Source organism: Microcoleus sp. MON2_D5 (assembly GCF_036701905.1).
Classification (GTDB): Bacteria; Cyanobacteriota; Cyanobacteriia; order Cyanobacteriales; family Microcoleaceae; genus Microcoleus.
In genome coordinates this window covers 40,059-54,069 of the sequence record NZ_JAUBRM010000015.1, presented here as the reverse complement: position 1 = coordinate 54,069, position 14,011 = coordinate 40,059, and the positions used below count along the sequence as shown (strand labels likewise).

Annotated in this window: 13 protein-coding genes and 1 pseudogene; 5 read left to right on the top strand and 9 right to left on the bottom strand. The window is 44.3% G+C overall.

From position 1 onward, the window contains the following. Positions 1 to 51 precede the first annotated feature (51 nt). Both QUA47_RS07765 and QUA47_RS07760 read left to right on the top strand, forming a co-directional pair. Positions 52 to 201, top strand: coding sequence for a hypothetical protein (locus QUA47_RS07765; RefSeq protein ID WP_333430320.1), 150 nt, complete (start codon positions 52 to 54; stop codon positions 199 to 201). A gap of 181 nt (positions 202 to 382) precedes the next feature. Further along, the gene (locus QUA47_RS07760; RefSeq protein WP_333430319.1) at positions 383 to 610 is read left to right on the top strand and encodes a hypothetical protein; all 228 of its coding nucleotides are present in this window, start codon (positions 383 to 385) and stop codon (positions 608 to 610) included. Positions 611 to 915: 305 nt separating this feature from the next. Here the strand turns inward: QUA47_RS07760 and QUA47_RS07755 are convergent, their stop codons facing one another. From QUA47_RS07755 to QUA47_RS07745, 3 genes are all read right to left on the bottom strand, one after another. Continuing rightward, a complete protein-coding gene (locus QUA47_RS07755; protein WP_333430318.1) occupies positions 916 to 2,040 on the bottom strand; it encodes a hypothetical protein in 1,125 nt (374 codons plus the stop codon). Between the two features lie 236 nt (positions 2,041 to 2,276). Then, a complete protein-coding gene (locus QUA47_RS07750; RefSeq protein ID WP_333430317.1) occupies positions 2,277 to 2,975 on the bottom strand; it encodes a GDYXXLXY domain-containing protein in 699 nt (232 codons plus the stop codon). Positions 2,976 to 3,073: 98 nt separating this feature from the next. Further along, positions 3,074 to 4,474, bottom strand: coding sequence for a DUF2157 domain-containing protein (locus tag QUA47_RS07745; RefSeq protein ID WP_333430316.1), 1,401 nt, complete (start codon positions 4,472 to 4,474; stop codon positions 3,074 to 3,076). A 191-nt stretch (positions 4,475 to 4,665) separates the two neighbouring features. Here QUA47_RS07745 and QUA47_RS07740 point away from each other — a divergent pair, with 191 nt between their 5' ends. After that, positions 4,666 to 5,259 carry a Uma2 family endonuclease gene (locus QUA47_RS07740; protein WP_333430315.1) on the top strand — a complete coding sequence of 198 codons (594 nt, stop codon included), beginning with the start codon at positions 4,666 to 4,668 and terminating at the stop codon, positions 5,257 to 5,259. A gap of 229 nt (positions 5,260 to 5,488) precedes the next feature. Here QUA47_RS07740 and QUA47_RS07735 read toward each other — a convergent pair whose 3' ends face one another. The 4 genes from QUA47_RS07735 to QUA47_RS07720 all read right to left on the bottom strand — a co-directional run bounded on the left by QUA47_RS07735 (position 5,489) and on the right by QUA47_RS07720 (position 9,008). Continuing rightward, positions 5,489 to 6,934, bottom strand: coding sequence for a hypothetical protein (locus tag QUA47_RS07735; protein ID WP_333430314.1), 1,446 nt, complete (start codon positions 6,932 to 6,934; stop codon positions 5,489 to 5,491). Positions 6,935 to 7,089: 155 nt separating this feature from the next. Then, a complete protein-coding gene (locus QUA47_RS07730) occupies positions 7,090 to 7,227 on the bottom strand; it encodes a hypothetical protein (RefSeq protein ID WP_333430313.1) in 138 nt (45 codons plus the stop codon). A gap of 205 nt (positions 7,228 to 7,432) precedes the next feature. Then, complete coding sequence (locus QUA47_RS07725; protein ID WP_333430312.1) at positions 7,433 to 8,143, bottom strand: DUF547 domain-containing protein; 711 nt, start codon at positions 8,141 to 8,143, stop codon at positions 7,433 to 7,435. 652 nt (positions 8,144 to 8,795) lie between these two features. Beyond that, complete coding sequence (locus QUA47_RS07720; RefSeq protein WP_333430311.1) at positions 8,796 to 9,008, bottom strand: pentapeptide repeat-containing protein; 213 nt, start codon at positions 9,006 to 9,008, stop codon at positions 8,796 to 8,798. 239 nt (positions 9,009 to 9,247) lie between these two features. On the opposite strand from QUA47_RS07720, the gene QUA47_RS07715 reads away from it, so the two are divergent. Continuing rightward, a complete protein-coding gene (locus QUA47_RS07715) occupies positions 9,248 to 10,726 on the top strand; it encodes a bifunctional orotidine-5'-phosphate decarboxylase/orotate phosphoribosyltransferase (RefSeq protein WP_333430310.1) in 1,479 nt (492 codons plus the stop codon). A gap of 328 nt (positions 10,727 to 11,054) precedes the next feature. On the opposite strand, the gene leuB is transcribed toward QUA47_RS07715, so the two are convergent. Beyond that, positions 11,055 to 12,140, bottom strand: a complete 1,086-nt coding sequence (gene leuB, locus QUA47_RS07710) for a 3-isopropylmalate dehydrogenase (RefSeq protein ID WP_333430309.1) — start codon at positions 12,138 to 12,140, stop codon at positions 11,055 to 11,057. Between the two features lie 212 nt (positions 12,141 to 12,352). On the opposite strand from leuB, the gene QUA47_RS07705 reads away from it, so the two are divergent. Further along, positions 12,353 to 13,558 carry a DUF4336 domain-containing protein gene (locus QUA47_RS07705; RefSeq protein ID WP_333430308.1) on the top strand — a complete coding sequence of 402 codons (1,206 nt, stop codon included), beginning with the start codon at positions 12,353 to 12,355 and terminating at the stop codon, positions 13,556 to 13,558. Positions 13,559 to 13,782: 224 nt separating this feature from the next. Here the strand turns inward: QUA47_RS07705 and QUA47_RS07700 are convergent. After that, positions 13,783 to 14,011, bottom strand: a pseudogene (locus QUA47_RS07700) (hypothetical protein); the annotation flags it as partial.

Sequence of the window (14,011 nt, the reverse complement as noted above, 5' to 3'; positions counted from 1 at the left end):
TACGATACGATCGCGCGTCTGGCTGCTTTGAGCGTAGGCGGCAATGCTCGTTTGACTCAAGTAGCCTGGGAAAATTTTACCGTCAGCGCGGAAACTAAAGTTTTACACCGTTGCTGCGGTAGCGCTCAAACTAAGCAATTTCTGGTGCAATATTTCCAGGATGTCACAGGACTTGACGCTTCGCCATTATCTCTGCAATAGGCAACGAAAAATGTACCATCAGCCAATTATGTAGAAGCTTTTGCTGAGTCGATGCCTTTGGCGGATTGTCAGTTTGACAGAAGTGTACAGCAGCGTTGCGATGCACGAAATGGAACGGGCGCAATTGCGACAAATATTTCAAGAAGTGTAGCGCGGGATCGAGCCAGGTGGTCTATTCATTTTGGTAGATTTTCACTCGCCTACAAATCCGGTATTTTTGCCCGGATTGGCTGTATTTTTGTGGTTGTTTGAGACTGAAACTGCTTGGAAGTCGAGCGAAACTGACTTGGGGAGTGGGTTGGCCGAAGTGGGATTGCGATCGTACAATTCCGAAGTAACTCAACCACCCAAATTTTATGCTGGCGGCAGCATTCAAGTAATCCAAGTTCAAAAGTCATTAGTCATATAAATTCCGGTTGCACCGGAATGATGTTGACTGTTGACTGTTGACTGTTGACTGCTGACTGTTGACTGTGAATCGAACAACTGAAAATTGCGCCGAGATAGGTAACGACTTGTAAAAATTATTCATTAATTGCCCTCGAATTTATTATTCCGATGCAGCCGGAAACGATATCAAAAGTCATTAGTAGACTTGAATGGCAAAAGTCGCCAACTATCTGGAAAAGCATCTGCGTTTACCTGCGTTTATCTGCGGTTTCCCTATCAATAAAAAAAATTGCAATAAGTCTACTAATGACTCATGACTCATAACTAAACAAACTTTTTCGCTTCTGCCAAAGCCGCCTCAAACTTGAGCAATACATCCTTTTCTGTGTGAATAGCTTTCTCTTGTTCCAGCAGCGGACGGCCAAAGCGAAAAATGCCGTCTTGTTCTACGTGGTCTACATAAGGCAACGTTTCTGGATGTGGCAAAAATTTTCTGCCGATTGTGTACGGCGTGTGGAAAGAAAAACTAAAATCTGGAAACTTGTCGCTCTTGATTTCCAGGTAGTAAAGCGAGTAATAATCTTTGGTTTCGGAGTACACACATTCGCGGCACTTATTTACAAGTTTGCGGTTCTGATAGAAAAAGTCCCACTTGTCCCAATAGTAGCCATCTTTCATCATTTCCTGGTGGTCGTCGCACAGTTCGAGATATAATTTGTCAGAATCCGCCGGACGGTAGAAGTAAAGCATGGCGTAAGGCATTTCAATCAGTAACTTGACTGCTTGATTTTTTCGCTGGTACCATTCCTGCTGGTGAGTTTCGTAGATTTCCTTATATTTATTAATTGCTTTAAAGCTGTTGAGCTGATTTTCTTTTGCCCACCGCGACGCCCACACTGTCCAGTAAGCTAGCTGGAAGGTTGCTGAAATTTCCGCCGAACCTTGTTCTTTCCAGTCGGCAATGATTTTTTCCCACTCGGAACTAAAAGCTACTCGCGATTCTTCGTTTTCTTCAGGTTTTTCTGTATTGATTGGGGGGGGTATTTGGCGATTATTTTTAATCAGCCCTTTGGGTTCTTTGCGCCAATTATTAATATCGGTTGGCGTTAGACTTAAGATGAATCTTCTGTCGTGAACGGGATATTCTAAATGGATTCCTGATTTGCGGAAAGAGCGGTATTCGAGAACAGGGAGTTTGTCTTGTTCAATCCACTGCTGGCGTTCTGCTGGCGAACACTTGAGCATTGCTTCTAATTCAGCAGGATCGACGGCTAATTCACTTTTGAATGTCTCCCAAAATCTTTCTTGTTCGGCTGGATTTGCTTCCAGCAGGGATACAATTTGGTTGACGAGGTGATCGGTTTTGTCTTGGCAATTGTCGGGAAGTCCTAAGAAGTCGAGGAGTTTGGTCTTGAGTATGCGTCTGGCTGAGATTAGCTCGGCTAACATGAGAAGCTCCAGTAGAGTCATGACTTGCGCCCTTGAATTGGCAAGATTTGCACAAGTCTTATATATCTTAATAGATTCTCCTGGGTTGTCGGCAATTGAACTGTCTGCACCCGCGAAGCTATCCCCAACGCGCGTGCGTTCGGTGAAGGGTAGGGAATCGCCCAACCTCCGCCTCTGTCTAAGCGAAAATACTCAAAACAAGGGCAAAAGACCGATCGACCTTTTGCCCTTTTTGGCTAAAATCGATAATTGCGATCGCGCACCCACAAACTCACAGGCACAGCATGGCCTGTTTTGTCAACCTTTACTTCTACCAAAAAAGATTGTCGCTGGTTCCTTTGAGCTTCGCTAATCTCCTGATTGACTTTTTCCCTTTCATCCTCTGGCATATAATAAGTTTCTAAGCCGTATTCCATCTGCCAACCGTTATATTTGCCCTTAATTGCGATTTGATTGGCGGGCAAATTTGTGGGATTTTCTAGACTGACGCGGAGGGGTTTCCAAGCTTGGGGGCGGTCGGGATTAGTCGCAGTTTTTGGCGCTTCTAATATTACATAAAAACTGGTTTGCGGCTTGACATTCTGTGTATTTTGTGGACAAGCAACCCCGGGTGGACAAGGTGTTTGGTCGGCAGGTAAATCTTTCCAGCCGGGGAGTTTTTGCAGATTTGTGCGATCGGAAATATCATAGCTCAAAACTTGGTAATATCCGCGCAAAAAGTCGTAAGGATCTACTGGTGCTGTTTGCAGGACAACTGTTTTGCCAGTCATAAAAGTGTAAACTGCGGGAGCGGGTACGGCGGCAATTAGTCCGATTTGCAGCAGCAAAGGAACCCACAGCCGCCACGCGGGAAGGCGTTTTGCTTCCGGGGGAAGCTGAAACACATTTGTTGTATCTGGATTTTCAACTAATAAGTCAATGTTGTTTGTGTTCATATTAGGTATGGGCTATATTGTTTAGGGTTGTTTCGGAATGATTAAACCGCAGAGACCGCAGAGGGCGCTGAGTTAGAGAAGAGAGAGATGAATAATTTCTATTCATCGGGGATTGTTGCGAAGTGGCGCTCGAACCACAAACCAGCAGCAATTACGCCAAGTCCGCACAAAACAAAGACAAAAGATTTGAGCAACAATCCTGTGTTATATTCAAATACTCGGCTGATAATTTGCAGGGTGATTAATACCATGCCTCCCCAAAAACTCTTGCGGTTTCCTAATGCTAAACCTTCTCGAATTAAGCCGACAGCGAGCAGAAACGATAAAACATTAAACAGGAAAGTCGCTAATTGCGGAATGGGAGTAAAACTGAGGTGAAAAAGCGGTATAAAGGCGCTGGCGAGGATGAAAATGCCGATCGCACTTGTAGTCAAATCCACTGCTTTTTGTTTTGGTCGCCGCAGTTCCAAACGTCCCAAGCGCAGCCACTCAAACACCGTGAAACCGCCCAAAACAGCCACATTTGCCAGCAAAACCCAATCGGGTTCCGTTTGGCCAGGATTCGGCGAATCTTGCCACAACCAGTGGAAAGAAAGAAAATAAAATAAACTGGCGAGAAACAGCAGTGCTAAACTGCGGGCGGTAGGTTGAAACAGCTTGCTGCGTACCTTCGGCCAGATTGCATCGTCGTATCCCCACAGCAAAGCGGGCGGTAGGGCGCAAAAAATTGCTGTACCCCAGGTTAGATTTAACCCTTGGACAATAGAAACTTGTAGGGAAAAAATTATCGCGATCGCACTTATGGCAAAAATAGCACGCGATCGACACCAATAAGCCAGCGGCACAAACATTATACTGGCTGCGATCGGCATTTGCCGCACCAAAACTTCCAGCCAAGAAAACTCGACTTTGGAAGACCAATCTAACACGGCCAGCCAATAGCCTAAACCGACTAAAAGTGCGGACAAAACGCCCAAGGAAGTCAACCGCAAACTGTAAGCCATTGCGAGCACGCCGATTCCCCAAGTGAGGTAAAGTCCGTAGGAAGAACCGCCAATGTGAAACATTTGTGCCATCAAAGCCATATTTGCTCCTAAAATCAGAGCTCCTAACAGCAACAATCCTTCACCTAGGAGTTTGTTTCGCCCTATTGTTAGGGGCATATTGAGATTGGAGTTTTGGCTTCGGGATGGGGGAATGCGCCACAGATAGAAACCTGCTGCATTGACTGCTACGAAAAGACTTAGCAGCAGCGCTACTCTCACTTCTCGCGACCAAACTTGCCAGTTTGCGGCTACAAAGGTGATGACTCCTATACCGAGGAGAATGCCGCCGAGACTCATGAGAATGGTGAGGAATCGGTTGCGGGAGGCGGTTTCGAGTGTGTTGAATTGGTAGCGTTCCGAAAGTTGTTGGTAGAATGAAGTGTCGATGAGTCCTTCTGCTTCCCAGAGTTTGGCTTGTTCGCGCAACTCGCGTCGAAATTTATCTGAAATCATTTTTAATATTCCAGAGGATTTGAACTGTGATAGTTATTAATATGTCACTTGTGGGTTGATTGTCGATGGAGGCTGGGACACCTGTCTAACTTGCACAGCAGATTTGATTGAGATCCTTCGGCGGTTGAAACCGTTTCTATATAAACAAACTCCCAGCAGCAAGGGACGAATAAATTAAGGAAGGTAATTTTATGGTACAAGCTCAATCTAAAAAATTAACTTTTGACGAGTACCTTAATTACTCCAATGATACGGATCAACGCTATGAGTTAATTGATGGGGAGTTAATCGCTTTGCCGCCAGAATCTGAACCTAATAATTTCATTGCTAACTATCTATTTTTCTATCTGGCTAGCAGCGGGCTAGTGCCACTTAGACTGATTAAAACGCATAATTGCGAGGTTCAAGTTGCCGTTTTGCGATCGGGAGATGCCGCCAACCGCTACCCCGATTTGATAATTCTGGAACCTGAACACATTCCGCTGACAGCAAACAGGCTAACTATCACTTTCGATATGCTGCCCCCTCGGTTTGTTGTGGAGGTAGTCAGTCCGGGTAGACTGGGCAGGGATCGGGATTATGATCGCAAACGAGCTCAGTACGCAGCGCGGGGCATTGCAGAGTATTGGGTTATCGATCCAATTGAACAAGTTGTGACGGTTTTGCGGCTTGAGAATGGGCAATATGTTGAGGTTGGGGTATTTCGGGATGGAGAGGCGATCGTATCTCCGATGTTTCCACAGCTAAGTTTGACGGTTCAACAGATTTTGAGTGGAGAGGTTTAAGGGCGGATCGATAGCTAATTGGTTAGCATTCATCTAACCACCTACCGATTAGTGAAAATCTCCACCCTCAACCTGATTGAGGCCATGTTTCAATCCCTGATAGGGATTTAGGTTGATTGCAATCTGTAAGTTTCGCTAACAGTCACACCATTTTTAGATAGTGACGTGAGAATATCATCAACCTTACTTTGCTAAATAAATCTAGGCGGGGAAACTCACATTTCCCCGCCTAAGTCCTATTCAATCTAGCATCAATATAAAATATTTTTACAAATTTATTTTCTATAACTCTGTTTATCATTTCTACACCACTTTTTTCAACAAATTTATAATATGATTCTTCTATCTCGTATTGTGACTTACCTCCATCAACAATTATAAGAAGTAAAATAGTGAATGATGTGTTTGACCTAAAATTATCAGGGTAAAAATACGTGTTTTTTAGTATTTGATAAAACTTTTGACATATTCCCCGTGTAGAAGTAAATTTTAATATAATACTATAATAACCTATTTTTATAGCTTTATCATCATGTGAGTATTTCACACTACTACTAATATCTTGTAGATTATATTCCAGTATTTGTAACAGTATATCCACCCCTATTTTTTCTTTTTTAGCAACACCTTTTTCATCATAGAATTCTTTATACAATTCCTTTGTTACGAGTTGAGAAAAGTATACACCTATTGTTTCTAAAAATTTTTTATTGTAAGGATAATTTATAAGAATTTCATCTTTAATATTTAAAGGGTATTCTGGATGGTTAGAATAAAATCTAGCAACCTCATGCCAATTAAATAAGTTTTCAGGATCTTTTGTAAAGTCATAAGGAATAACAAGTTTTGATTTATATTCTTTAATCATATTTGTCATCATTTTTGGTGATTCCAAAAGAACCTGTTTTAAAGAACACTTACTAGAATGAGTAAGAAATAGTTTTCTCATTCTTAGATTTAAATAAAATCTAATTTCGTCATTTATATAATTTTCTTTTAATCCATTTTCAGGAGTTGGAAGTAACCTCAATATATCTTCAGGTACTAAAAGAATTAATTTATTTGAGTAATAAGGTAAATCAAAACAATCAACATTGTTAATAATTCTTGAGAGTGATTTTGGTAGGTTTAATTGTTCGGCAATTCTACGTGTAAATTTAACCAGTTGTGGTAATAATATATAAATTATCATATCACTAATTCTATCAGCACCTATATTATCTACAAAAATGTCGGCAAGCTGAAAAATAGCAGGATCTACTATTCCTACTTTTACAAAATCTTTAATGTTTGTTAACAAATCATTTGCTATACCATCACCAATTCCTTTACCCTCATTATTTTTATTTGAATATCCTAACCCTGCAAGCGGAAGCTCAGGAAATTTTAATTTTTCTTTAATCTTATTTTGTTTTATAAGAAACTCTTGTCTGTAATGATTTTCCAACTCTGATTTTTTCTCAAGCTCTATAAGAATTAACATATCATTGATTATATCAGCCAAAAAATTATTAAATTCTACATCTGAATTTACAAACTCAGGAATTGAAGATTTTCCTAAAAGCCTTGGATCTATATACAATTTAGAATCTAAATTAATAAAACCATTAAAAACATTCAGTTTTTTTAATACTGTCGGTTCTACGTTAAACACATCACTAATTCTTTTAGGCATTTTTTTATTAAACAGCCTTTACTTATTCAGAAAGTCACACCACTATAATAATTTATCTCTAGTACACGTCAACCATTTAGATGTGAAACGAAGAAAGAAAACCTGCTACAAGTTACCTGTAGCGGATTTTCTATCAATTCCGATGGCTCCAAGTGCTAGACCGTGGAAGTCTCTCGAACCGTCCCAGCCGTGCCAGCCTCTCCCATCGCTTCAGCCGTGCCTGTCGTGCGATTCTGCCAGCCTTCAGCCGTGCCTGTCGTGCGATTCTGCCAGCCTTCAGCCGTGCCAGCCATCCAATCACCCCAAAACCCCACACACCGCCCTAAATGGTGCATTTTGAAGCCGTGCCAGTGCCAGCCGTCCGATCGCCTCTCACCTGGTCACAGTCGATCGCCTCGGAGTCATCCGATCGCCCTGTTGAATCTGGCAATTTGAAGGGGTAACCACAGACTAAAAAAATTACCCCCTCAAAAAAACACCTACCCACAGGCGCAAATTTTATCCATCAACCCGATTCAAATTCCAGTCGTAAGGCAAAAAAACGATCGCCCATCCATCACCCACAGCCGCCTCCGACCCCAAATAACCGCCCACATACTCAGCCACCGAACCCGCCGCCTTTACAAAATCCTCGCCGTACCACTTAAAAATCTTGCTCAAATAAAGCGTCTTTTTCTGGGCATCATATCGCACCTTATCAGGATTGTGAATAAAACGGCTGGCATCCGCTTCTAGTTGAGTCCGCACCGACTTCGGGAAATAAGCCCCCCGGCGCAGCAGCGGGCACCCGACTGAAGCGCAAACTAATGCAAAATGGATGCGCGGTTCCGCAAATTCCGGCCGCAATATTGCGTGTTCGATTTGATTGAGACTGTACTTTTTGCCGCCAATAATCACATTTGAACGGGTGAAAAAATCCAAAAAACTCAGCCAGTTGGGAATTCCCAAAACTTTGGGACGGATGGACGCGATCGGATATACTTCGAGAACTTGAGAAATTGCGATCGCATTATACGCATTCAGCCACAACGCCAGCCGCGCATCCGCATCAGTACATTCGGCCAAATCCAAATCCGCCAAACTTTCCAGCCACGCCCTCAAAACATCCGCCCCTTCAGCTTTCCAGCCCCGATAATTGACGCGGCCGAAATCGTCAACGTAGCGTTGCAGCAACTCGTCCCAAATCCTAAAGTCGATCGTAGCGCTCATTTATTACTATCCCTAATTTGACACTCCCCAACCTAAAGGATGGGAATTCTTAATTCAGCGACTAACCTTTAAGTGTTGCGTCCTTACGGCAATACTCAAACCTTTTAACCGTAGAAATCCTACCAATTAACGAGCCTGATTCGCAGCCACCCCAGAGGGTCTATCTCCAAAAGCGTACTAGGATATTGACCTAGAGTTTGGGTATGCCCTACCCTACCTACCAAAAGTAAATTGTTTGTTTTTCTGGTTGTGAGACTGTATTAAGCCTCTAGCTGTTTTAAGAGTTTTCGCCGCTCTTTGTCCCCCGATTAACGCCTAAAAGTGTGTCTGAGTCCCTGTTTCACGATGGCGAAGGAGTTTAACCTTGACTATTCTAGTATACCACAGACACTAGGAATTCCCTGATTTTTAGGAAGGGATTTAAGAAATTAAAGCCGTCCTAAAAGGAGGGGGTTTTAAACCCATTTCTTTGATAAGGCGGGCATTGCTTTAGCTTCTGCTTCTATAGCCATACTAAATCATTTGTGAATTTCTTACTCCCTCCCCTTGCTAAGGGGAGGGTTGGGGTGGGGTAAAAAATTTACGGCTCATTTAGTATTTCTATATTTAATACTACCGTCAACCGAAATAACACCTGCAACGGTAGTATTTTTTAGATTAACCCCGTTAAACGGGCTCTGGTTAAATTAACTTCAGTCAAATTAGCGCCTTGTAAATTAGCTTGCCACAAAGAAGCGCCGCTCAAATTGGCCCCCGATAAATTAGCTTCTCTAAAATTTGCTTCTCTCAAATCTGCCCCTTGCAAATGGGCATTTGCTAAACTCGCCTGCCGCAGGGAATGCCGATAAAATCGCCGCCCGGACACTGGTTAGTTTACCACAACTAATTGACTTGCTGGGGGTTAGGTGGAATCACCGGTGTAGCCAACCCGAAAATCATTCCCCATGAAACTGCTCGCAAAGTTACAGATTTCCTGCTCTTTACATTCTACAATCTTAAAAGATTCTTAATTTCAATTTCAACGGGGATCGGTTTTTTCCGGCACAACACCCCTCCCACTTTGAGCTGCAATTTTTTAATTTCCCCTTACCTCCCTAACACACTATGAGCGATCGAACCGACTTTTTCGATAAACTGTTAGCGGCTGTTGAAACCAATCAAAGTTTGCTGTATTTAGCCCTCGATCCAGACCCGGAAACCTTGCCCGCGCTGGTTTCTATGACTGGGGAGGAAACTCAAAGTTTTGTAACTGATTTGTTGGCAAAGCTAAAAAGTGCGATCGACCAAACAGCCGATTTAATCTGTGCTTGCAAAATCACCCTCGGTTTTTACCAATCTCTCGGTATTCCCGGTTGGGCATTGCTGCAAGAAATTTTAACAATTATTCCCCCTCACCTGCCAGTAATTTTAGATGCCAAACACTGCGATTTAAATACCAGCACAGTCTTTGCCAAAATTGTATTTCAAGACTGGCAAGTTGACGCTATTACTTTAAGTCCCTATGCCGGATTCGACCAAGTAGCGCCTTTTTTGTTATACGCCGGAAAAACTGTTTTTGTGCTCTGTGCTACCGCCAACCCGTCAGCGGCGGATTTGCAAGAATACCCGACGCCAAACAACCCTTTTTATTTGCAATTAGTCCGACTCTCTCAAACTTGGGGAACTCCCGAAAAAGTCGGTTTAGAAGTAGGAGTAATGCCGGATATGTTAGCTCGCATCCGCAAAGAGGCTCCTGAACGCCTAATTTTAGTCGAAGGAGACATCGCCGAAGAAAATGGCATCGCAGAAGGAAACGACCTCGCACAACTGCTGGCGGCCGGTTTAAGCAAGAATGGTGAAGGTTTATTGCTGCCAGTCCCCCCGAGTTTATTAGCGGAGAAAGAGCCGCGCCGAGAAATTGAGAAATTGCGGGATAATATTAATCAACAGAGGCTGCGGGCGATCGAAGGTAGCCCCACTTGCGAATTGTGGCTGCCGGATGTTTGCTTTTTGCAACCGGAACCTCACCGCGATTTAATCTTGCAACTTTATGACATCGGCTGCGTAGTTTTTGGCGACCACGTACAAGCATCGGGCGCTGTATTTCCATATTACATCGACTTGCGGAAAATTATCTCAATTCCGCAGATTTTCCATCAAATTGTCAGCGCTTATGCAGACATTCTTAAAAACTTAAAATTCGATCGCATTGCGGGAATTCCCTACGGTTCTTTACCCACAGCAACCGGTTTAGCCTTGCGGATGGAACGCCCGATGATTTTCCCGCGCAAGGAGGTGAAAACTTACGGTGCCGGCAAATTAATTGAGGGGCATTTTCAGGCAGGAGAAACGATTGTCGTAGTCGATGATATTTTGATTAGTGGCAAAAGCGTGATGGAAGGGGCGGGTAAGTTAAAATCGGCTGGGTTGAATGTGGAAGATATCGTGGTATTGATCGACCACGAACAGGGAGTTAAAGATAAATTGCAGGCTAATGGTTATCGCGCACATTCTGTGTTAGCGCTTTCGGAAATTGCTGAGATTTTGTATCAAGCAAATCGAATTGATACCGAGCAATTCAATCTTTTGAAACCGGAACATTAAACCCCAATTCCTGTAGGGGCGGGTTTTACCAACCATCTACGCCAAAAATTAATAATCTCATAAACCCGCCCCCACCAAGCTGTAAACCTTAATGTACATTTGGCTTGTTTTAGTGGAGGCAGAGCCTCCTCAAATGCGTTACCAGGCAGAGCCTGGGAACGAGTAAGAATTAATTGTCTCGTTTTCTAGTTACCAGGCTCTGCCTGGTAATTAATACCCGGAGGCTCTGCCTCCTTTATTTATGTCTCATTTGGCTTGTTTTAATGGAGGCAGAGCCTCCTCAAATGCGTTACCAGGCAGAGCCTGGGAACGAGTAAAGGTAAATAGATCAACCTTGCAAAACTTCAATTAAAGCATCGCCCATTGCCCGACAGCCGACGAGTTTCATGCCTTCCGACATGATATCACCAGTGCGATAACCTCGATCCAAAACTTGGACAACTGCTTGCTCGATTTTATTAGCAGCTTCCGGTTGATTTAAAGCGTAACGTAACATCATTGCCGCGCTTAAAACTTGGGCAATGGGATTTGCTTTATCTTGTCCGGCGATGTCTGGTGCGGAACCGTGCACGGGTTCAAAAACTCCCGGCCCGCTTGCTCCCAAACTAGCAGAAGGAAGCATCCCAATACTACCAGTTAGCATTGCCGCCGCATCGGAAAGAATGTCGCCGAATAAATTGCCGGTGACAATTGTATCGAACTGTTTCGGCCAGCGAATTAACTGCATTGCTGCGTTGTCAACATAGAGGTGAGAAAGTTCGACATCAGGGTATTCTGAAGAAAGGGCAATAATACGATCGCGCCAGAGTTGCGAAACGTCCAAAACATTCGCTTTATCAACGGAACACAGCCTTTTCCCGCGCTTCCTGGCCGTCTCAAAAGCGACTCGCCCGATTCTGTCAATTTCCGACTCGGTGTAAGCCATCGTATTAACACCGCGTTTTTCGCCTGTTTCCGTCTCAAAAATACCTTTCGGTTTGCCGAAGTAAATTCCGCCTGTGAGTTCGCGGATGACCATAATATCCACGCCTTCGACAACTTCCCGTTTCAAACTAGAAGCATCAACCAATTGCGGTAAAATAGTCGCCGGACGCAAATTTGCAAACAATCCCAATCCGGCGCGCAGTCCTAATAATCCCGTTTCCGGGCGCTGTTCGCGGGGCAAATTATCCCACTTGTAACCACCAATTGCTGCTAACAATACTGCATCGCAGTTGCGGCATTTTTCCAGTGTTTCTTCGGGTAGCGGATTGCCTGTTGCGTCAATAGCAGCGCCGCCCATTAAAGCTTCTTGAAATTCAAAGCCGATGTCCAATTGTTGACCGACAAGTTTCAGGACATCTACCGCCACAGCGATAATTTCAGGGCCGATGCCGTCTCCTGGTAAAAGAGTGATGCGGTAGTTTTGAGTCATATCTAGTAAGTTGAGAAATTTTTGCGAGCTTATCATTGTATCAGGACAAGTCAGCTAAAAATTCATTCTCGATCTCTTAGTCCGCATAGGCAGACTTCGTTTGACTCTCGACAGCGGTTTCAACAGCCGATTGATCGAGACGATAAGTTAATCTATAACTAACAATAGTTCGATCGCACGCACGTACAAAAACATCGGCAAGGAGTCGCGGAGTGGCAGAGGGCGAAGGCATACCAACATCAGCACAGATTGATTCTCGGGACTATTCTTGGGCCTTTTGGCCAGTCGTCCCCCTCTATCCCTACAGCAAGCGGCGCACCATCCGCAAGGAAATAGTTAAGGACACAATCTGGACTTTTGACCAACTACAAGGCATTTTCTACGTAGTTGTCCCGATTCGGATGACTGTAATTAAACTAGAACCCGAAGGCCTTCTCGTCTACGCCCCCGTTGCACCGACTCCTGAGTGCATCCGCTTGGTAAAAGAGTTAGTAGCAGAGCATGGCGAGGTTAAGTACATCCTGCTGACAACGGTTTCGGGGATCGAGCACAAAGTTTTTGTCGGCCCCTTTGCGAGGAGTTTTCCCGAAGCGCAGGTGTTGGTCGCGCCCCAGCAGTGGAGTTTCCCCGTGAATTTGCCGCTGAGTTGGCTGGGTTTGCCGGCGAAACGCACCTCTGTACTGCCCTTTGACAGCAGCAACACGCCGTTAGCCGATCAATTTGACTGGGCAATTCTCGGCCCCCTCGACCTCGGTTTGGGCAGATTTGCGGAAGTTGCGTTATTTCACAGGCGATCGCGCACGCTGATGCTAACAGATTCCATAGTTTCGATTCCCGAAAATCCGCCCGCGATCGTCCAACTCGACTCGTACCCGCTGCTATTTCACGCCAAAGACAGCGCCTTGGACACGGTGGCAGACACCCACGAAAATCGGCGCAAAGGGTGGCAGAGAATCGCCTTATTTGCCATGTATTTTACGCCTAGCGTGCTGGAAGTGCCGCGGTGGTCGGAGGTATTTGCCAGCGCGCGCCAAGCGCCAGAACGCTCTAGAAAAGCTTATTTCGGGTTGTATCCGTTCAAGTGGAAAACACATTGGGAGCGATCGTTTGAGGCTTTGCGGGGAGGAGGGCGGTTGTTTGTGGCGCCGATTTTGCAGACATTGATTCTCAACCGCGCGCCGAGGGAAACTCTCGATTGGGTGGATACAGTGGCGAGTTGGGACTTTGAAAAAATTGTACCTTGTCACTTCGATAGTGCGATCGACTCCCGGCCCCGTGAATTTCGGCAAGCATTCTCGTTTCTGGAAAAACACTCGCCTGTTAATTCCTTACCCGAAGACGATTTTAAATTGCTCAGGCAGATTGATGCGGGTTTGAATAAAATTGGTGTTGTGCCACCGGCTAAAGACAAGGTTTAATCTTACATCTTGCACCATTGTTAAGAACAGGCAAGATGCCTGTTCCACAATACAATTTAGTTTTGTGGAACGGGCATCTTGCCCGTTGCTAAACAGGTAATTAAGAAGGGTGCAACATCTCAGTTTAATCTTACATCTTGCACCCTTGTTAAGAACAGGCAAGATGCCTGTTCCACAATACAATTTAGTTTTGTGGAACGGGCATCTTGCCCGTTCCTAAACTGCTAATTTAGAATAGTGCAAGATCTCAGTTTAATCTTACATCTTGCACCATTTTCAAGAACAGGCAAGATGCCTGTTCCACAAAGAATGAATTTCTTTCTTGTGGAACGGGCATCTTGCCCGTTGCTAAACAGGTAATTGAGAATAGTGCAACATCTCAGTTTAATCTTACATCTTGCACCATTTTCAAGAACAGGCAAGATGCCTGTTCCACAAAGAATGAATTTCTTT